General features: G+C 37.4%; 16 protein-coding genes. 11 read left to right on the top strand and 5 right to left on the bottom strand.

The features are described 5' to 3' along the window. Nucleotides 1-2: 2 nt before the first annotated feature. Together J3U37_RS06375 and adk are read left to right on the top strand one after the other, a co-directional pair. Complete coding sequence (locus tag J3U37_RS06375; RefSeq protein WP_220218691.1) at nucleotides 3-254, top strand: zinc-ribbon domain-containing protein; 252 nt, start codon at nucleotides 3-5, stop codon at nucleotides 252-254. Between the two features lie 38 nt (nucleotides 255-292). After that, entirely contained in the window at nucleotides 293-937 is a 645-nt protein-coding gene (adk, locus tag J3U37_RS06370) for an adenylate kinase (RefSeq protein ID WP_220218692.1), read from the top strand. A gap of 60 nt (nucleotides 938-997) precedes the next feature. On the opposite strand, the gene J3U37_RS06365 is transcribed toward adk, so the two are convergent. Continuing rightward, nucleotides 998-2275, bottom strand: coding sequence for a bifunctional O-acetylhomoserine aminocarboxypropyltransferase/cysteine synthase (locus J3U37_RS06365; RefSeq protein WP_220218693.1), 1278 nt, complete (start codon nucleotides 2273-2275; stop codon nucleotides 998-1000). A 66-nt stretch (nucleotides 2276-2341) separates the two neighbouring features. Continuing rightward, nucleotides 2342-2611 carry a DUF493 family protein YbeD gene (gene ybeD / locus J3U37_RS06360; protein WP_294954205.1) on the bottom strand — a complete coding sequence of 90 codons (270 nt, stop codon included), beginning with the start codon at nucleotides 2609-2611 and terminating at the stop codon, nucleotides 2342-2344. A gap of 198 nt (nucleotides 2612-2809) precedes the next feature. Between ybeD and gss the strand changes: the two genes are divergently transcribed. The 9 genes from gss to J3U37_RS06315 all read left to right on the top strand — a co-directional run bounded on the left by gss (nucleotide 2810) and on the right by J3U37_RS06315 (nucleotide 15425). After that, a complete protein-coding gene (gene gss, locus J3U37_RS06355; protein WP_220218695.1) occupies nucleotides 2810-4705 on the top strand; it encodes a bifunctional glutathionylspermidine amidase/synthase in 1896 nt (631 codons plus the stop codon). A 137-nt stretch (nucleotides 4706-4842) separates the two neighbouring features. Next, complete coding sequence (locus J3U37_RS06350) at nucleotides 4843-5667, top strand: virulence factor SrfC family protein (RefSeq protein WP_267373878.1); 825 nt, start codon at nucleotides 4843-4845, stop codon at nucleotides 5665-5667. Between the two features lie 111 nt (nucleotides 5668-5778). Next, nucleotides 5779-8763, top strand: a complete 2985-nt coding sequence (locus J3U37_RS06345) for a hypothetical protein (protein ID WP_267373876.1) — start codon at nucleotides 5779-5781, stop codon at nucleotides 8761-8763. A 12-nt stretch (nucleotides 8764-8775) separates the two neighbouring features. Beyond that, on the top strand, nucleotides 8776-10731 hold the full coding sequence (locus J3U37_RS06340) for a vWA domain-containing protein (protein WP_267373873.1): 1956 nt from the start codon (nucleotides 8776-8778) through the stop codon (nucleotides 10729-10731). 1 nt (nucleotide 10732) lies between these two features. Continuing rightward, entirely contained in the window at nucleotides 10733-11449 is a 717-nt protein-coding gene (locus J3U37_RS06335; protein WP_267373871.1) for an ABC transporter ATP-binding protein, read from the top strand. A 2-nt stretch (nucleotides 11450-11451) separates the two neighbouring features. Then, on the top strand, nucleotides 11452-12675 hold the full coding sequence (locus tag J3U37_RS06330; protein WP_267373868.1) for an ABC transporter permease: 1224 nt from the start codon (nucleotides 11452-11454) through the stop codon (nucleotides 12673-12675). Continuing rightward, nucleotides 12632-14251 (top strand): SUMF1/EgtB/PvdO family nonheme iron enzyme, encoded by a 1620-nt coding sequence (locus tag J3U37_RS06325; RefSeq protein WP_267336156.1) that lies wholly within the window; start codon nucleotides 12632-12634, stop codon nucleotides 14249-14251. The genes J3U37_RS06330 and J3U37_RS06325 overlap by 44 nt, the downstream gene beginning before the upstream one ends. Further along, nucleotides 14248-14937 (top strand): hypothetical protein, encoded by a 690-nt coding sequence (locus tag J3U37_RS06320; protein WP_220218702.1) that lies wholly within the window; start codon nucleotides 14248-14250, stop codon nucleotides 14935-14937. The genes J3U37_RS06325 and J3U37_RS06320 overlap by 4 nt, the downstream gene beginning before the upstream one ends. A gap of 2 nt (nucleotides 14938-14939) precedes the next feature. Continuing rightward, complete coding sequence (locus J3U37_RS06315; protein ID WP_220218703.1) at nucleotides 14940-15425, top strand: hypothetical protein; 486 nt, start codon at nucleotides 14940-14942, stop codon at nucleotides 15423-15425. Between the two features lie 421 nt (nucleotides 15426-15846). Here the strand turns inward: J3U37_RS06315 and gyrB are convergent, their stop codons facing one another. From gyrB to dnaN, 3 genes are read right to left on the bottom strand one after another with little or no spacing between them, the layout of a single operon-like run. Next, on the bottom strand, nucleotides 15847-18258 hold the full coding sequence (gyrB, locus tag J3U37_RS06310; protein ID WP_220218705.1) for a DNA topoisomerase (ATP-hydrolyzing) subunit B: 2412 nt from the start codon (nucleotides 18256-18258) through the stop codon (nucleotides 15847-15849). Nucleotides 18259-18300: 42 nt separating this feature from the next. After that, the gene (gene recF / locus J3U37_RS06305) at nucleotides 18301-19374 is read right to left on the bottom strand and encodes a DNA replication/repair protein RecF (protein WP_220218706.1); all 1074 of its coding nucleotides are present in this window, start codon (nucleotides 19372-19374) and stop codon (nucleotides 18301-18303) included. Between the two features lie 50 nt (nucleotides 19375-19424). After that, nucleotides 19425-20528 (bottom strand): DNA polymerase III subunit beta, encoded by a 1104-nt coding sequence (gene dnaN / locus J3U37_RS06300; protein WP_220218707.1) that lies wholly within the window; start codon nucleotides 20526-20528, stop codon nucleotides 19425-19427. Nucleotides 20529-20540 lie beyond the last annotated feature (12 nt).

The following is a 20540-nucleotide window of genomic DNA, read 5'->3' as shown; positions in this document are numbered from 1 at the left end:
TTATGCCAAAAAAAGTCACAGTTGATAGTGGAAAAGAAGGGTTTTGTCCAAAATGTCATAATAAAATGAGTGTATTATCACCTCAGCATTATGATTGTCCTAGTTGTAAGACGCACTATCTTGAACAGTATATATGTCCAATTTGCCAACAAAATCTACAAATGATTAAAGGCTGTGGCGCAATCAATTACATTTGTCCTACTGACGGTTTAATATCCAGCAGTAAGGTGATATTTCATTATTTACCAGAATAGAACAATCTATTTTTATTAGAGCCATACGAGGTTAGTTTATGCGAATTATTTTATTAGGAGCACCAGGGGCAGGGAAAGGAACCCAAGCACAATTTATTATGAAAAAATATGGCATTCCACAAATTTCAACCGGGGATATGCTACGTGCAGCAGTAAAAGCAGGAACTCCACTGGGATTACAAGCAAAAGAGCTAATGGATGCCGGTAAGCTTGTTACCGATGAACTTGTTATTGCATTAGTAAAAGAGCGCATTGCTGAAAGTGATTGTGTAAATGGCTTTTTATTAGATGGTTTCCCGCGTACTGTACCACAAGCTGACGCTATGAAAGCTGCCGGTATTAATGTTGATTATGTGCTGGAATTTGATGTACCGGATTCAGTTATCATCGATAGAATGAGCGGGCGTCGAATTCATGCGCCTTCAGGTCGTGTTTACCATGTGCGTCACAACCCACCAAAAGTTGAAGATATTGATGATATCACTGGTGAACCATTAACCACCCGAAAAGATGATGATGAAGAGATTGTACGTAAACGTTTAGTTGAATATCATGATTTAACTAAACCACTTATTAACTACTATCAACATGAAGCTAAAGAAGGGCGTACCAAATATTTCCGTGTAGATGGTACTCAACCGGTGGCAGATGTAACCAACGAATTAATTAAAATTTTAGGTTAATTAGTTTTAATTAAAAAAAGCGAGATAGGATAGATTATTTCGCTTTTTTTGTGCTTTGAATTATTTCGCGGCAGTAAGAGCTTGCGCTAGATCGGCAATAATATCATCGATGTGTTCGATGCCAATAGACAAACGAATCATCTCTTGGCTTACGCCAGCTTTATGTAGCTCTTCATCGTTAAGTTGACGATGTGTAGTAGATGCCGGATGACAGGCTAATGATCGGGTGTCGCCAATATTGACTAAGCGAATAATTAACTTCAATGCATCAATGAATTTAGCTCCGGCTTGCTTACCCCCTTTAATACCAAAAGATAAAATACCTGCTGGTAGTCCATTATCCATCTGTTTTAGTGCTAAAGCATGTTCAGCATGATCACTCAAACCGGCATAATTGACCCATTCAACTTGTGGATGAGATTGGAGATACTGTGCAACTTTGAGGCTATTTTGACAATGGCGCTCCATACGTAAAGAAAGCGTTTCAAGCCCTTGCAACAATAAAAATGTATTAAATGGTGAAAGTGCCGCCCCCATATTTCGTAATGGTATCACTCGGCATCGAGCAATATAAGCTGCATCACCAAAAGTTTCGGTATAAGCGACCCCATGATAAGATGGATCAGGTTGGTTAAGCATCGGGTATCTATCACTGTATTTTTTCCATGGAAACTTACCTGAATCCACTATCATGCCACCAAGGCTATTACCGTGCCCACCGATATATTTAGTTAATGAATGGACAACAATATCAGCACCAAATTCAAACGGACGGCAAAGCGCCGGGCTGGCGACAGTATTATCAACAATCAAAGGGATCCCATGACGGTGTGCAATATCTGCAAGAGCTGCTAAGTCAACAAGATTACCCGCTGGATTACCGATACTTTCGCAATATATGGCTTTTGTTTTATCATCAATCTGTTGTTCTAGTGCTTGAAGATCATCATGTGGTGCGAATTTTGTGGTAATACCAAAATTAGGTAAAGTGTGTGCCAGTAAATTATAGGTTCCACCGTATAATTTAGAAACCGATACAATATTTTCACCCGCAAAAGTGATCGCTTGAATGGCATAAGTAATGGCAGCCATGCCCGATGCGACAGCTAGTGCGCCAATGCCTCCTTCAAGGGCAGCTATGCGAGCTTCAAGTACAGCATTCGTGGGATTGGTAATTCGTGTATAAATATTACCCGCAACTTTTAAATCAAATAAATCAGCACCATGCTGAGTATCATCAAAAGCATAAGAGGTTGTTTGATAAATTGGTACCGCAACGGCGTGGGTTGTTGGTTCAGGCGTATAGCCTGCGTGAAGAGCGATCGTTTCTGGTTTCATGGTAGAGCCTCAAAAGTAAAACAATAAGGCTCTATTTTGTGCAAAAAATGATAAAAATGTAAAGCGTTATAAAACCATTCTCACAATATCAATTTCACCTAATTCTTTATATAAATTCTCGACTTGATCAATATGTGTTGCATTAATAGTAATAGAAACTGAATGATAATTACCTTTACTACTTGGTTTTATTGAGGGCGTATAATCACCGGGAGCATGTTTTTGAATCACACTCACTACTTTATCAACAAGTTCAGGTTTTGCTTCTCCCATGACTTTATAAGTAAAAGAGCATGGAAATTCTAATAATTCATTTAATTTGGTCTTTTGTTGCATCATTTTATTATTCTCATTTAATCTAACTGTTTTAATTGGTATTACTAATTATAATAGCTCATATATAGCCTCTTTATTATTCTTCAAGTGATGAGAAATAAACATTTCTTTTTAAAGGTTATAATTTGATCTATGATAATAAAATTCTAACACAGCTTGCTAACTGTGGCTTGCTTTCAATTAAAAAGGTCAAAAAATATGTCATCCCAGTCAACTATTAAAGAGCCTTTTGGAACATTATTAGGTTATGCGCCTGGTGGCGTTGCGATTTATTCATCTGATTATGAAACATTAGATCCTTGCCAATACCCTAATGATGCCTCATTTCGTAGTTATTCCGGTCACGAATATATGGGATACAAGTGGCAATGTGTTGAATTTGCCAGACGGTTTTTATTTCTCAATTATGGTATTGTGTTTACCGATGTAGGTATGGCTCACGAAATTTTCTCCTTGCGTTTTCTTCGCCAAGTTATTAATGAAGCCATCTTACCTTTGCAAGCATTTGCTAACGGTAGCAAAAAAATGCCAGAAGCTGGATCTTTGCTTATATGGGATGATGGTGGCGTGTTTGATAGAACAGGACATGTTGCCATTATTACTGAAGTGTTCGAAGATAAAATCCGCATTGCTGAACAAAATGTAATTCACACACGTTTACCAATTGGCCAACAATGGACACGTGAATTAAAGATGACCGTTAACGATCAAGGTTATTATATTCATGACACCTTTGACGATACCACTATTTTAGGGTGGATGATTCAAACCGAAAAAAACCAACACAGTTTACCTCAACCTAATGTTCCAGCGCCATTACTTGCTATTCATAGTGTACATATTAAAAACAAAGGTCAATTTGATAAGAAGTGGTTAAATGAGCTTGACCCGCTCGAGAGTGCATATGTGCTAGCTGCCGGGCATGCTATTAGCCATGATGACCATTATCGTTACTTCACTATTTCAGAAAGTGCTGAGCAAGAACTTATTCGCGCAACCAATGAACTGCATTTAATGTATTTACATGCTACTGATAAAGTTTTAAAAGATGATAAATTATTACTCAATTTTAATGTACCGGAAATTCTCTGGCCAAGGTTAAGACTCTCTTGGCAACAACGGCGTTATCAAATGATAACCGGTCGTTTAGATTTTTGTATGGATGAACGAGGTTTTAAAGTTTATGAATATAATGCAGACTCTGCATCGTGCCATACTGAAGCCGGGCAAATATTACAAAATTGGGCGATACAAGCTGAACTAAATGTTGGTGTGAATCCAAGTGCTGGCTTGCTCAATTCTTTAGCAAACTGTTGGAAACATAGTGATGCTCAAGCCTTTGTTCATATCATGCAAGATAATGATAGTGAAGAGAATTATCATGCATTATTTATGCAAAAAGCGCTAACGCAAGCTGGTTTTGAGAGTAAAATTTTACGTGGCCTTACTGGTTTAAAATGGGATAAACAAGGTAGATTGGTTGATGATGAAGATCGTCAAGTTACTTGCGTATGGAAAACATGGGCATGGGAAACCGTTTTAGAGCAACTGCGTCAAGAAAGTGAAGCACAAGTTGCCGGATTGCCTATTCGTACTTGGCATCCTGAAAATGCTGTGAGACTAATTGATGTTTTGTTACGTCCCGAAGTATCTGTTTTTGAACCTTTATGGACTGTGATCCCAAGTAATAAAGCGATATTACCTGTGTTATGGTCTTTATTTCCTCATCATCGTTACTTGTTAGAATCAACGTTTGAGCTCAATGATGATCTAATTAAAAAAGGTTATGCTATTAAGCCAATTGCTGGTCGCCGAGGTAGTGATATTGAATTAGTTAGCAGTAAAGAGCAAATCCTTGATAAAACGGTTGGTAAATTTGCTAAGCAAGAGAATATTTATCAAGAACTATGGTGCTTACCAAAAGTTGATGATCGCTATCTACAGGTTTGTACCTTCACTGTTGGAGGACATTATGGTGGCGCCTGCTTGCGCTCCGATCCTTCTTTAGTGATACGAGGTGAAAGTGATATGCAACCATTACGAGTATTAACCGATGAGGAATTTTTAAAACAAGTTGCCAAAAAGAATAATTAAAAATTGATGATATCGATTACATTAATAGTATTTTCTGTTAAACTTAGCTTTAATATATAAAATAATATAATAATCAATAATAATATAATTATTAAAAAATTAATAAGAAATAATACATAGGGAATAGAAAGGAACATATGGCAAGTGCATTGCTCAGAAGTAGTGATATCAAATGTTTCAAAAAGCTAGAACATGATAGAACAGCCTTCTATCTTGTTGGCGTGCAAAATTGTGAAATATTTAAACTAAAAATTGGTAAGCAATATGCCAATGATTTAGCTATTTTGCAAAAAAATGCTATAGTCAATAAGATTGATTGGTACACACCTTCTGATGCAAGTAACAACGATATTGCTTGCAGTTCGGTCAGTGAAAAACTAAAAACCGCTCTTAATATCCTCAATAAATTAAGATTAAAAGTAGATTCTAAATTCTTTTCTCAATCTAAATCATCGCTAACAGTCAAACCCTCCACCCGATTATCAACCCACTCAAAGTTTATAAAATCGCTTTCTTTTATAGTGAAACAACTCATTACTGCTATTGGTAGTCTGAAGATCCAAGCAAATTTAACCCTTGGGCTTTTCAAAAACAATTATACAAGTCGTAAACGTGACGATATGGCGTTCAGACAAGCTGGTACTGTCCATACTTTATTAGCAGATTTTATTGTTTGGTATGTTTTTGTTAAAAATCGAGCAAGTGATAAATTTATAAAAAGATTAAATAATAATAAACCGATTTTTTCTTCACCAAACGGTGAATTTAATATTCAAGTAACGCATTCATTAACCGGATTAAACAATATAACTAGAAATTATCCTCAGAATGCAATATTAAATCGGCTTATTACATTTGTGAATACAAACATAGCACATTATAGAGATTGCGAAATCAATCAAGAAAACAATCACCAATCAGGTAAAATTGTGAATTGTTTCGAGCAGTATCATATTCTTTAAAATAAATAATAAAATTGAAGTAACAACGTCTTTTGAGCGAAAGGCATTTTTCTACTTCATAAATTAAATAAATAAAGCTCATAAATTTTTGAGTATAAGGTAGAGGATATCATGGCATTACGCATTGAATTAATTGGAGATAACCCCGATAGTATTAAGTTTTTAGTACATGAATGGATTGGTAGTTCTGATGTTGAGATACTAATACAACGAGCTCAGGATAACTATTATCTATTGGAACACAATCAATGGGGCCCAGAAGAGTGTTGGCATACAATTGAAAAGATCACACTAGATAATGAACAATTAATAGGTCAAATTGATGAATGGTTGATTGATTCATTATTATCCCAAGAAGGTCAGATTCAATTTTCAATGCAAATCCGTGATAAACAAAATGTAAATTGTGTTTGTGGCGGTGTAATCAATTTTTCAGAAACAGTCAGTCCTTCAACAGCATCGAGTATGCAAGATACATTACCCGACGATGAGCAAGTAGACATGCAACAAGCGTCAGAGTCTGTAAAAGAATCGGCTAGTGAAAATGAATCAGCATTCATTGAAGAGCCGAATATTGATTCTCAAAATGAAACAGTTGCTGAACACGACGAGTCTACATCTGAAGACGAAACGGTACAAGATCCGCAAAAACCTGAAGAAAAGAAAGGACAGAACTTAAAGACTGTTAAGAAAAAAAGCCGTTTGGGAATAATTTTTATTCTATTTTTTATTCTTATGATGTTTGGTGGTGCCGCTTTTGCAACATGGTATTTTATGATCTTCAAAAATGAAACAGAGCAAACGTTGCAAACACAACAAGAGTCGGTAAAACCAGAGCCAAAAGTAGAGCAGAAAAAGCCGGCAGAGTCTGATACGAAGCCAGAGCAGGCGGCATCAGTAAAACCGGAGCCAAAAGTAGAGCAGAAAAAGCCGGTAGAGTCGGATGCCAAGCCAGAGCCGACTGCATCAGTAAAACCGGAGCCAAAAGTAGAGCAGAAAAAGCCGGTAGAGTCGGATGCCAAGCCAGAGCCGACTGCATCAGTAAAACCGGAGCCAAAAGTAGAGCAGAAAAAGCCGGTAGAGTCTGATGCGAAGCCAGAGCAGGCGGCATTAGTAAAACCGGAGCCAAAAGTAGAGCAGAAAAAGCCTGTAGAATCTGATGCGAAGCCAGAGCCTGCGGCATTAGTAAAACCGGAGCCAAAAGTAGAGCAGAAAAAGCCGGTAGAGTCTGATACGAAGCCAGAGTCGACGGTATCAATAAAGCCGGAGCCAAAAGTAGAGCAGAAAAAGCCGGTAGAATCTGATACGAAGCCAGAGCCGACTGCATCAGTAAAACCGGAGCCAAAAGTAGAGCAGAAAAAGCCGGCAGAGTCTGATGCAAAGCCAGAGCAGGCGGCATCAGTAAAACCGGAGCCAAAAGTAGAGCAGAAAAAACCGGTGGAGTCTGATGCCAAGCCAGAGCCGACGGCATCGGTAAAACCGGAGCCAAAAGTAGAGCAGAAAAAAACGGTAGAGTCTGATGCGAAGCCAGAGCCTGCGGCATTAGTAAAACCGGAGCCAAAAGTAGAGCAGAAAAAGCCGGTAGAGTCTGATGCCAAGCCAGAGCCGACGGCGTCGGTAAAACCGGAGCCAAAAGTAGAGCAGAAAAAGCCTATAGAATCTGATGCGAAGCCAGAGCAGGCGGCATTAGTAAAACCGGAGCCAAAAGTAGATCAGAAAAAGCCGGTAGAATCGGATGCGAAGCCAGAGCCGACGGCATCAGTAAAACCGGAGCCAAAAGTAGAGCAGAAGAAACCGGCAGGATCTGATGCGAAGCCAGAGCCGACGGCCTCGGTAAAACCAGAGCCAAAAGTAGAGCAGAAAAAGCCGGCAGAGTCTGATACGAAGCCAGAGCCGACGGCATCAGTAAAACCGGAGCCAAAAGTAGAGCAGAAAAAGCCGGTAGAGTCTGATACGAAGCCAGAGCCGGCGGTATCGGTAAAACCGGAGCCAAAAGTAGAGCAGAAAAAACCGGTAGAGTCTGATGCCAAGCCAGAGCCGACGGCATCGGTAAAACCAGAGCCAAAAGTAGAGCAGAAAAAACCGGTAGAGTCTGATGCCAAGCCAGAGCCGACGGCATTAGTAAAACCGGAGCCAAAAGTAGAGCAGAAAAAGCCGGTAGAGTCTGATGCGAAGCCAGAGCAGGCGGCATCAGTAAAACCGGAGCCAAAGGTAGATCAGAAGAAACCGGTAGAGTCTGATACGAAGCCAGAGCCGACGGCATCAGTAAAACCGGAGCCAAAAGTAGAGCAGAAAAAGCCGGTAGAATCTGATACGAAGCCAGAGCCGACGGCCTCGGTAAAACCAGAGCCAAAAGTAGAGCAGAAGAAACCGGTAGAGTCTGATACGAAGCCAGAGCAGGCGGCATCAGTAAAACCGGAGCCAAAAGTAGAGCAGAAAAAACCGGCAGGATCTGATACGAAGCCAGAGCCGACGGCATCAATAAAACCAGAGCCAAAAGTAGAGCAGAAGAAACCGGCAGGATCTGATACGAAGCCAGAGCCAAAAGTAGAGCAGAAGAAACCGGTAGAGTCTGATACGAAACCAGAGCCGACGAAACCAGTAGCGTCAACGCCAACGGCACCGACGAAACCGGTAGAGCCGACGAAACCAGTAGCGTCAACGTCAACGGCACCGACGAATTCGGTAGAGCCGACGAAACCAGTAGCGTCAACGCCAACAGCACCGACGAAACCGGTAGAACCGGATTCCAAAATCAGCAGTAAATGTAGTTTAAAAAATGCAACAAGTGATGATTTAACGTTTATTCAACAATGTTTACAGACTAAACCCGATATAGATGCAATTATTGAGATAATTACTGAAGCTAAAAATGCAGGAAAATGTAATATTGCGCAGCGTTTATATGCAAATAAGGCGCAAAAAAATACTAAAATTGCTCTGCTGTATGCAAAAGAGTATGACGAAAAATTTTATAAAGCGAATAAATGCTTCAAAGCCGATAAAGAAGCAGCCATTTATTGGTATGAAACATCTTTAATTAATGATCCAAATAGCGAGTTTGTTAAAGATCGTTTATCTCAATTGCAGAAATAGTAAGGAGCAAAAATGAATAAAATAGATATTTCCAAACTCTTTTTTACAATAGGTTTAACGTGTTTACCTCTATTGGGATTTGCAGCAGAGCCACTTAAACAGGCTGGTAAAACAACCTTGTATCAGCGTGTGTTAAGTACGCCAAGCTGCCAATTAAAGAGTAATTTCACCGATTCTAAAGGTAAATCTGTTCCGGCTTTTTCGCGTTACTATGTTTATGAGCGTAAATATGAAAATAATCAGAAATGGCTAAAAGTAGGTCCGGATTCATTCGGTAAAACAATCGGTTGGATTAATGATTCATGTGCTATCGATTGGAATATGCAAATGACTTTAGTATTTACTAATCCGGTTGATCGTGAACCTTTATTATTTTTTAAAGATAAAGCAGATCTAACTAAAATTGTCGATGCTGAAAATCCCGAAACGCTATTAAAACCTATTCGTGATGCACTCAAAAGTAATAAATCAGTATCACAAGTGCTTGCACAAGAGCCTAAAGAGTATGTCGATTTCAAAAGTAACTTCTATTTATTACCGATTTTACAAGGTGAGGAAGTTATGAATGGGCAAGGGTTTTATGAACGAGTATTAGAAGTTGCTTCACTGAGCAAACAAGATGAGCTAGTTAAAAAAGGATCATCAAATTCTCAATCTAATGATAAAGCTAGCAATCAAACCCCTTTTAATGCGGCAATTGTATTTGTGATAGATTCAACGATTTCAATGGATCCCTATATTTCTCGCACTAGAGAAGCGGTTAAGCGAGTTTATAAGAAAATTGAAAAAGAACATTTACAAGATCAAGTTAAATTCGGTCTGGTTTCTTTTAGATCGAGTTTAAAAACTTCCAAAAAACTTGAATTTGTTTCTAAAATTTTTGTCGATCCTAATCAAGTTAAGAGTAAAGATAGCTTTCTAAAAGCAAGCGCCTCACTTAAACAAGCTAAAGTTTCAACGGCTTATTTTGCCGAAGATGCATTTGCAGGTATAAATCAAGCTTTAAATGAGATTAATTGGGATAACTTTAGCGCCCGTTATATAATTTTAATTACTGATGCTAGCGCTATTCCAGGCGACGATAAACTATCAAGTACGAAAATGGATGCCGCTCAATTGCGACTTGAAGCGCAACATAAAGGTGTTGCTATCTATGCTTTACATCTCAAAACAGCAAATGGTATAAAAGATCATCCTATTGCTAAAGCGCAATACTCTGATTTAACTTTTAACGATTTCATCCATAAATCACTCTATTATCCGGTTAATGCTGGTAATGTACAACAATTTGGTCAGAAGGTTGATTTATTAGCCGAAGCATTATCCACACAAGTGAAACTTGCTTATAAAGGTGAGGTTTCCGTTGGAAGCGCATTGAATTCAAAAGATGAAAATGCTGATATGATCAAAGATGCTTTATTATTAAGTAAAGCCATGCAGCTTGCATATCTTGGGGATACTAAAGGCGCTAAAGCCCCAACAGTTTTCAAGGCTTGGATTGCTGATAAAGACTTTGTTAAACCAACCATTCCGACAGCAGAGCCACGCATTTTGTTAACCAAATCGCAACTAAGTGATTTAAGTGATGTTGTTAGCAAGATTGCTAATGCCGCCAATGATGGTTTGATTTCTGCCGATGATATGTTTTCCCAACTTCGTTCTGTTGCAGCGGCTATGGGGCAAGATCCAAGTAAGTTAAAATCTGATTCTGTGACTAAAATTGCTGATTTAGGTTTATTAGGTGAATATTTGGATAATATTCCTTATAAAAGTGACGTAACGGGACTTGATCAAGATGCTTGGAAAAGTATGAGTGGGCTTGAACAAGAAAAATTTATCCGGAATTTAAACAGTAAGATTCGTTATTATCAAAAATGTAATGCCGATGTCGATCGCTGGATCTCATTATCCGAAGGAAGTGATCCGCGTGAAAATGTTTATCCTATTCCATTAGAAATGTTACCGTAAAATGTTAGTCATTAATCAATTGTCCATTTCAAGAACAACCGGCAAATCCTTTTTTAGTGTTTGCCTGCCACAACTGAGAGTTAACGCGGGTCAAGTTGTGGTTATTCAGGGTGATAGTGGTGCTGGAAAAAGCACCTTACTTGAAATGGTGGGTATGATTCTAAAACCTGCCGAAGTGGGTTGCTACAACCTGCAGGTAGGGGATAACGATATTGATATTGCTAAATTAATTAAGCATGATAAATGGGAGCAATTAGCCGATATACGAGCTCACTATTTAGGTTTTATGTTGCAAACAGGTGGATTGCTGCCATTTTTGACCGTTCGTGACAATATATTAATGTCCTTTAAGTTATTACAAAAAAGCGTTGATAACCAACGCTTTGATTACTTAGTGCAGAAGCTTAATATTGCACATTTAATCAATAAGTATCCTAATCAGCTCTCTATTGGTGAAAGACAACGTGCTTCTTTTATTCGTTCTATTATTCATAAACCGGCGTTATTACTGGCAGATGAACCAACGTCAGCGTTAGATCCTTATAATGCTAATTTGCTTTTTGAATTAATTATTGAACAGGCTTTGCAAGATAATATTGCAGCAATGATTGTTACGCATGATTGGAAACGAATAGCAAATAAAGGGCTTTATACTTTATCAGCTAAGTTAACTTCTCCGCAATCATCCGTTTTTCTGCCATTACAGGATAGGGCGTAAAAATGATTAAAACGTTTTCAAAATGGCTTTTTATCGCTCGTTTATCCTTGGCAGACTTATGGTACGACAAAAAAGTTTCATTTTGTATTATTGCGTCGGTAATATCGGTCATCACACCGTTACTATTACTATTTAGTTTAAAATATGGCATTGTTTCACAACTTAGACAACAATTACTTAATGATCCGCAAAATTTAGAAGTAAAAATTGTGGGTAATTTACAACTCGATAATGAAATGTTTCAATGGATAGAGCAACAACCAGAGACCGCTTTTGTGATTCCATTGACACGTTCATTAAATACACAAGCAGACTTAATGAAAGATGCCAGTCATTTTGTTAATAATGCCGAAGTTATTCCCACTGCGAAGGGCGATCCAATAACCAAAAATTTACCGTTACTCAATCACAAAAATCAAATTTTATTGAGTTCATTATCTGCCGAAAAAATGCAGGTAGACGTTGGTAATCGTGTGAAAATGGTAATTACCCGACAGCTAGACGGGAAGCTGGAGAAAGGCATTGCAGAATTAGAAGTTATTGGTATTATTCCCGAAATTAATTACAGCCGAGCAGCCGCATTTGTTACATTAGATTTACTAATAGAAATGGAAAATTATTATGATGGTTATGTAAGTAATGTTTTTATAACATCTAAAGGAAATATTAACCCTCCCTCTCATACTTCCTTTGCTCGTGCCCGAATATATGCTAAAGCACTTGAGAATGTTGCACCATTAGCATTTAAATTACGAGAAAAGAATATTGATACTCGCACTCAAGCTAAAGCAATTGAAAATATGCAAGCAATTGATCGCGTACTTAATTTTATTTTTAGTGTGATTGCAATGACAGCCGTATTTGGATGTGTTTTATCATTTACCGGCTCGTTTTTATCCAATATTGAACGGAAGCGTAAAGATATTGCTTTTATGCGATTACTTGGTTTTCGCTCCCGAGATATTATGCTTTATCTACTCAATCAAGCTATGATGCTTAGTTGTTTAGCTTTTATTCTGTCCTGCATACTTTTTATGGCAGGAAATTATGCGTTCAATTTAGTTTTAGGTGAAAATTTGGTTTCACAATCTGTTGTGAGTCAATTACAATTTTACCATTTTATTTTTGCATTTTTATTGACTTTACTCATTTCAAGTACCGTTGTGGTTATAGGAGGGCGTCGTGCTGTTAAAATTCAACCAGCAGAAAGCTTACGTGAAGCCTAATAGTCTCAGATTTGCTAGTTGGGGTTTGGCTGCAATAAGCTTATTTCCGTCCTTCGGTTATGCTCAAGCTTGGGATGAAAAATTCTATAATCCTAAACCAGCAAAAGATGATGTTATTTTACCAATGCCTTGTGACGGTAGTTTGGTAATGAAAAAGGTATTTACACCAACAAACAAGCCGTTAGATGATGTCAAAATTATTTTGGGCAGTAATCAAAAAGAGCTTGGTTTTGCTGAGTATGCAACACCAAACTATATTGCGGGCAGTTTTTCAGATTCTGGTAAAGAGCGTTATTATTTAATAGGTAAGTATGAGATTACCGCATTACAATATCAATCGGTAATGAATGATACCTGCCCAAAACCCAAGATCAATCTTTCTTTTCCTATTACAGATATTAGCTGGTTTGATGCAGTCGCTTTTACCGATAAATATAATCGCTGGTTGATTGAAAACGCTGCTAAGTTGAATGAAAAGGGTTTACCTAACGGCTATGTCCGTTTACCTAGTAACACCGAGTGGGAATATGCAGCACGAGGAGGAGCGAAAGTGACGGAATCAGAATTTCGTGAATCACGATTCCCGATGACCAGTAATGTTGAAAGTTATGCCTGGTTTTCCGGATCTAAGTCAGCCAATGGGAAATTACAGCTTATAGGTCGGCTTGAGCCTAACCCTTTAGATCTTTATGATATCTTAGGTAATGTACACGAAATGATGTTTGATTCATTTAAAATGAATAAATTGGATCGTTATCATGGTCAGCAAGGTGGTATCATTGTTCGTGGTGGTAGCTATTTGACACCGGAATCATCAATTACCAGTTATTTTCGTATTGAGAAACCTTTTTATGATGATAAAACTGCCTATAAAAGTAAGGATGTTGGGATCCGTTTAGTCTATACCACAAATGTGATGAGTTCGAATGAAAAAATCAAAGAGCTTGAAAAAGAATGGAACGAACTAGGTAACGAAACAAATAATAACCAAAATGGCAATGTAGTTAATGAGCTTGAAAAAATCACTAAACAAGTTGAGGATGAGAAAACTAAACAAGAATTAAATCAACTCAATATACTTTTAAGGAGTGCTAATCAAGCCCGTGATGAGCAACGTGATCGCTCTATTCAATCTGCTTTGCAACTCGGAGCCTTTTTATGTGCCAATGTATCTGATTTACATAGTAAGTACGAATATAATAATAATCTCTATGAAACAATGGTCAATGAAGTTTGTGATGCAAATGAGACTAATACTTTGAATGACGATAATATGTGTTCAAAAGTGAAGTTGGAAAATTTAAAACAGGTTGTTGATGAGTCCAAAAGTGCTCGGGATTTTATCTTGAAATACTATTCCGACACCATTGTTAACACAGCCTCGAACTACGAGAAAAAAACAATCAACGATCAATCCAAATCGACTCAATTTATTCTTGAGAATAGTGGAAAAGCAAATATGAGCGACTACTTGGCGCTCTATTTCAAACACATCAACGAATATATTGAATCAGGAAAAGTTGAGCGAACAGCTTGGCTACAAACTTGTAATGAAATAAAAGGAAACAAACGATGAATAAAATTTTAGTAGTCCTTAGTTTATGTGTATCTCTTGTTTTAGCTGGATGTCAAGGTGTTGGTGGTGTAAATACTCGAAATGTTGATCCCGCATTGACTAAAAGCCATACAGCTAAATTTTTTAGTAAATCTGCATGGCAAGCTTGTGCAGTTGGTGCAGGTATAGGTGGTGTTGGTTGTTTGTTACTAGGTGGTAGAGCTGGTACTTGTGTCGCTTCTGCGGCTGTAAGTTGTGGTTTAGCGATGGGCGTAAATTATTATCTTGACTCTAAACGCGCAGACTATGCTAATACTGAAGCGCGTCTTGATATCTATATTCAAGATATTCAGAAAGATACTTACGAGGTGCAAGCTGTGACACAAGTTGCTAAAGCAGTGTTAGACAAGAATTTGATGACACTTAACGCATTAAGAAATCAAATTAAAAACGATACGGTAAATAAAAAACAGGCTGAAAATGATTTGACCCAAATTGATGCCAATATTACTTATCTAAACGATAAGTTACAACGTATGAAAAAAATCGAAAGAGATTGGGTGACAGTATCTTCTGAAGAAAAACAAGCTGGCGTCAATGTCTCTCAACTTGATAAACAAATCAATCAATTAAATAAACAAATTGCAGTACTTGAAAATCAAATAAATATTGTGTCTAAACAGCGCTCAGCAGTTAAGGTAAGTTAATTATGAAAAAAAGATATCTGTTATTACTTTGTCCGTTTATATTTTTAACTGGTTGTTCAACTACAGTTGAACAATGTGATCCAACTAATGAAGACATTAGTTTTTTCCATAAAATGGGTTGTCATAATTCGGGCAATTATCAAGCTCGAGTTGATCGAAAAGTGCAAATTCTAGAGAATGAAAAAAGAGCTAATCGTCAGTTTAGACAGATTTATGCCATTATTGAGAAACAGAAAAATGATACTTCATTAACGATAAAACAAAGACGGTCACTACAGCAAAAATTGGAAACTGAGGTATCTCAGTTAACTGATGAAGTGAAACAAAAGGCAAAAGGTCGTGATGATTTGCAAGCTCAAGTTAACGATATTGAACAGCAACTCATTAAAAAAGTGAATAGTTCATATGGCTCAGAACTTGAAAAGCAAATTGAGTTGGAAAAATTACATAAAAAACTTCAACAATTACAAAAAGCATTAAATATATAATGATTTAGTTTGATAAATTAGTGAAGTAAAAACGGGAAGTTAACTATGATCAATGAGTGAATAATAAGAAATAAAGATCATCATAATGGGAAACAAAGTGTTTTTATTCGATTAATATTTTCTTGTTGCTATTATTCAAACCATATTTAACTGAATGAGCTTTTCCTATCTTAAACATGGCGATATATTAGTTATTATCGATATATTGCCATGGTATTACCCCATAAACACCAAAATCAGCCTTGTCACGTTGTAAACTAGTTGGCATGTTTGCCAGTAGAAACTTTCAGTATATAAGAAAATTATAGGTATCTAGGATTATTGTCGAATTTTGGGCAATAAAATTATCTGAGATTTTAACAATAAAAAAACCAGACATTAAGTCTGGTTTTTTGTTGTTAAATGCTGTATTGAAATGCTTTTAGAAGTCTAAATTAGCAGCTTTTAAGGCATTTTCTTCAATAAACATTCGACGAGGTTCAACTTCATCACCCATTAAGGTGGTAAACAACTGATCCGCTTCTATCGCATCTTTTATGGTGACTTGCAACATGCGACGGCTGGTCGGATCCATTGTCGTTTCCCATAATTGTTCCGGATTCATTTCACCCAGACCTTTATAACGTTGGATAGTTAATCCTCGACGCGATTCTTTGATTAGCCAATCTACAGCTTCTTCAAAAGAGCTAACAGGTTGTTTGCGTTCGCCTCTTTGAATAAATGCACTATCTTCAAGTAAATCTTTTAGTTGCTTACCTAAATGGCAGATATTACGATATTCATTACTATGAATGAAGACTTGATCGAGCGCATAGTTAGTATCAACACCGTGTGTTCTGACTTTAATGATTGGCACATATAGTTGTGTTTTATCATTGTACTGCACTGAGTACGAATAACTACTACCGTGTTGCTCTTTATTTGTTAACTTTTCAACAATGGTTGTTACCCAATGTTCAGCTTTTTGCTGATCCTGCAAAATGTTTTCGTCTAATACATCTTGATACACCAATTCAGCAAGTAATGCTTTAGGATAACGACGTTCCATTTTGGTGATTAATTTTTCAACTTTTTGATATTCAGCAATCAGTCTTTCTAATGCTTCTCCTGCCAGTGCAGGCGCATGATCATTAACATGTAATGATGCATCTTCAAGCGCCAAAGCAATTTGGAATTGGGTCATGGCATCATCATCTTTAATATATTGTTCTTGCTTACCTTTTTTCACTTTATATAGTGGTGGTTGAGCAATATATACATACCCACGTTCGATAATTTCTGGCATTTGACGATAGAAGAATGTTAACAGTAGTGTTCGGATATGTGATCCGTCAACGTCGGCATCAGTCATGATGATGATACTGTGATAACGCATTTTATCCGGATTATATTCATCACGACCAATTCCACAGCCTAATGCCGTGATTAAGGTTGCCACTTCCTGAGAAGAGAGCATCTTATCAAAACGGGCTTTTTCTACATTTAGGATTTTTCCTTTTAACGGTAAAATCGCTTGGTTTTTGCGGTTACGCCCCTGTTTTGCCGAGCCGCCCGCAGAGTCCCCTTCCACCAGATACAGTTCAGATAAGGCAGGGTCTTTTTCTTGGCAATCAGCAAGTTTACCCGGTAAACCACCTAAATCTAATGCACCTTTACGACGTGTCATTTCACGTGCTTTTCGTGCCGCTTCACGTGCTCTTGCTGCGTCGATGATCTTACCAACAACAATTTTAGCATCAGTTGGGTTTTCCAGCAGATACTCAGACAGTTTTTCACCCATAACAGATTCAACCGCTGATTTAACTTCAGATGAAACGAGTTTATCTTTGGTTTGTGATGAAAACTTAGGATCAGGTACTTTTACCGATACTACCGCAATCAAACCTTCACGAGCATCGTCACCGGTTGCACTGATTTTAGCTTTTTTACTATACCCTTCACTTTCCATATAGTTATTTAAGGTACGTGTCATTGCACCACGAAAACCAGCTAAATGCGTACCGCCATCTCGTTGTGGAATATTATTGGTAAAGCAGTAGATATTTTCTTGATAACCATCATTCCACTGCAAGGCAATTTCAACGCCAATCCCGTCTTTTTCAGTACTAAAATAGAAAATTTTGGGATGAATCGGGTTTTTATTCTTATTCAAGTATTCAACAAAAGCTTGAATACCACCTTCATAGTGGTAATGTTCGCTTTTACCTGTGCGTTCATCAATCAGTTTAATTGAAACACCGGAATTTAAGAATGAAAGTTCACGCAGCCGTTTCGCTAAATGCTCATAGACAAATTCAATATTGGTAAATGTCTGTGGACTTGGCCAGAAACGAACGTATGTACCCGATTCAGTTGTCTCACCTATGACTTTAAGGGGCTCTTGCGGAACACCTAAATGATAGGTTTGTTTATGAATTTTTCCTTCACGGTAAATCACGAGTTCTAATTTATCTGATAGTGCATTTACCACTGAAACACCAACGCCATGCAAACCACCAGATACTTTATAGGAATTATCATCAAACTTACCGCCTGCATGTAACACGGTCATAATCACTTCGGCAGCAGAAATTCCTTCTTCTTCATGTATTCCAGTAGGAATACCACGCCCATCATCACGTACCGACACAGAGTTATCGGGATGAATGATTACTTCGATATGGTTACAATATCCTGCTAATGCTTCGTCAATGGCATTATCAACTACTTCAAAAACCATATGATGAAGGCCTGTTCCATCATCGGTGTCTCCAATATACATACCAGGACGTTTTCGGACTGCATCAAGTCCTTTAAGCACTTTAATGCTAGATGAATCATAAGAGTTAGACATGGATTTCTCGACCTATTTAATTTCTTTTATCATTTCGTATATTTATGAAATTATACCAGATTTTATGTGAAAAATCTTATCATTTTCATCAATCATGTGGCTAATTTGCTCTTCACTGACAGCCGTGATAAAAACTTGTGAATGGGCTGATTTTAAACGTTTTGCCAATAAGTTACGTTTATTTTTATCCAGTTCGGAAGCAAAGTCATCAATCAGGTAAATACATGATTGGTTTGTTTGTTTAGTGTAATACTCACCTTGTGACAAACGTAAGGCACACATTAACAATTTTAATTGGCCTCGTGATAGAAGATCTTCAACCGGTATATTATCAACACGTAATTTGATATCGGCTTTATGTGGACCTAGCGAGGTATAATTAAGCAATTTATCTCGTTCAAATTGTCTTTGTAATATCTCTGCATAATCTACACCATACTCCCAACCTTGATAGTATGAACAGTTAAGTTCATACTCAGGTAGAAAGTCTTTCGTTGTTTTTATAATTTCAGGAAAAATATTTTCAGCATAGTCAGCTCGAATTTCACTTATTTTTTCAGCGATGGGGACTAATTGTTTATCCCAAGGTAACAGTTGATTATAGTTTTGGGATTGTTTTAATAATGCATTACGTTGTTTAAACAGACGTTTCAAATTATTCCAAAGCTGGACAAACTCCGGATAATGATGAAAACACCCCCAATCAAGAAATGAACGTCGATATTTAGGGCCGCCTGTTAACAAATCAAAACCTTCCGGCGTAATGAGCTGAATGGGTAATAATTTTGCTAAATCAGTTAACCGAAAGCCTTCATCGCCATCGATTTTTATCTTGTTTTCATTGTTACGAGCTTTTGCCAATCCTATTGTACGACATTGCTGATTTAATGATTCTAATTGGCTATATAACACCAGCTCTGGTTGTTCGTGTTGTATAATTCGATTTGATTGTATATGCCTAAATGCACGTCCATGACCTAACATGTAAATCGCTTCAAGTAGGCTAGTTTTACCACTACCATTATCACCAACCACATAGTTAAAATGGCGAGATAAAGATAATTGAGCGTGGCTAATGTTACGGAAATGGTGAATATTAATTTGTGCAAGAGTCATAGGGTTAAAATACAATCTCCGGCCGAAGCCGGAAGTTGAATAGGCGTATGTTATAAGCGCATTGGCATCACAACATAAGTTGCAGATTGATTATTAATATCTTCAATTTGCACGCTTGATGTTGCATCGGTGAATAGCAGTTGTACGCTATCACATTTCAAAGTATTTAATATATCTAATAAATAGGTCACATTGAAGCCAATTTCAAGCTCTGAGGACTCATATTTTACATCAATGACTTCTTCAGCTTCCTCTTGCTCCGGATTATTAGCAGTAATTTTTATTTGATTATTGTGTACATATAATCGAATCCCACGGAATTTCTCGTTGGATAAAATTGCCACACGAGACAATGCGTTTCTCAGCTCATCACAGGAAACTTCAAGTGGTTTATCGGGGTTACGTGGCAATACACGTTTATAATCAGGAAATCTACCGTCAATCAGCTTAGAGGTAAAAGTAAAATCACCAAGATTGACACGCAGATTATTGTTACCAATTTGCATATTAATCGGATCGTCGCTATCACTTACCAATTTCGCCAGTTCAATAACCCCTTTTCGAGGTAATATCACCGAGCAAGTTTCAGTAATATTTTGCCCAACAGGTTGTGCACAAACTGCTAATCGGTGACCATCGGTGGCAACAGATTTTAATAACCCGTCTTCAATTTCAAATAGCATTCCATTTAAATAATATCGCACATCTTGATTTGCCATTGAAAATTGAACAGCATCGATGAGACGTTTTATCGTTTTTTGTGGAACAGAAATATCAACATCACTTTGCCAATTTTCTAAATTTGGAAAATCACTCGCCGGCAAAGTTGCTAAAGAAAATTTACTCCGACCAGACTGGATTATTAATCGATTATCATCAACACTGATCGAAATCTGAGCATCATTGGGAAGATTACGACAGATATCGAGAAACTTTCTTGCTGGCACTGTTGTTGCACCCGGTTCACATGCTTGTGTTAACGGTAAATGCGCTATCATCTCTATTTCAAGGTCAGTACCTGTCATTGATAATGTATTGTCACTGACTTGTAGTAATAAATTGCCCAAAATGGGTAATGTTGGTCGACTGCTTAGTGGTGCACTAACAAGTTGCAATGGCTTAATCAGTTTTTCTCGTTCTATAATAAATTTCATAGTGTTTATTCT

It is taken from the genome of Gilliamella sp. B3172 (assembly GCF_026536465.1).
Taxonomy (GTDB): domain Bacteria; phylum Pseudomonadota; class Gammaproteobacteria; order Enterobacterales; family Orbaceae; genus Gilliamella.
The sequence above is the reverse complement of the archived record's forward strand: the minus strand, read 5'-3'. Positions and strand labels throughout refer to the sequence as shown.

Coding starts and splice junctions, on each gene's coding strand:
- J3U37_RS06375 (WP_220218691.1), top strand. CDS start 3: ATGCCAAAAAAAGTCACAGTTGATAGTGGAAAAGAAGGGTTTTGTCCA.
- adk (WP_220218692.1), top strand. CDS start 293: ATGCGAATTATTTTATTAGGAGCACCAGGGGCAGGGAAAGGAACCCAA.
- J3U37_RS06365 (WP_220218693.1), bottom strand. CDS start 2,275: ATGAAACCAGAAACGATCGCTCTTCACGCAGGCTATACGCCTGAACCA.
- ybeD (WP_294954205.1), bottom strand. CDS start 2,611: ATGCAACAAAAGACCAAATTAAATGAATTATTAGAATTTCCATGCTCT.
- gss (WP_220218695.1), top strand. CDS start 2,810: ATGTCATCCCAGTCAACTATTAAAGAGCCTTTTGGAACATTATTAGGT.
- J3U37_RS06350 (WP_267373878.1), top strand. CDS start 4,843: ATGGCAAGTGCATTGCTCAGAAGTAGTGATATCAAATGTTTCAAAAAG.
- J3U37_RS06345 (WP_267373876.1), top strand. CDS start 5,779: ATGGCATTACGCATTGAATTAATTGGAGATAACCCCGATAGTATTAAG.
- J3U37_RS06340 (WP_267373873.1), top strand. CDS start 8,776: ATGAATAAAATAGATATTTCCAAACTCTTTTTTACAATAGGTTTAACG.
- J3U37_RS06335 (WP_267373871.1), top strand. CDS start 10,733: ATGTTAGTCATTAATCAATTGTCCATTTCAAGAACAACCGGCAAATCC.
- J3U37_RS06330 (WP_267373868.1), top strand. CDS start 11,452: ATGATTAAAACGTTTTCAAAATGGCTTTTTATCGCTCGTTTATCCTTG.
- J3U37_RS06320 (WP_220218702.1), top strand. CDS start 14,248: ATGAATAAAATTTTAGTAGTCCTTAGTTTATGTGTATCTCTTGTTTTA.
- J3U37_RS06315 (WP_220218703.1), top strand. CDS start 14,940: ATGAAAAAAAGATATCTGTTATTACTTTGTCCGTTTATATTTTTAACT.
- gyrB (WP_220218705.1), bottom strand. CDS start 18,258: ATGTCTAACTCTTATGATTCATCTAGCATTAAAGTGCTTAAAGGACTT.
- recF (WP_220218706.1), bottom strand. CDS start 19,374: ATGACTCTTGCACAAATTAATATTCACCATTTCCGTAACATTAGCCAC.
- dnaN (WP_220218707.1), bottom strand. CDS start 20,528: ATGAAATTTATTATAGAACGAGAAAAACTGATTAAGCCATTGCAACTT.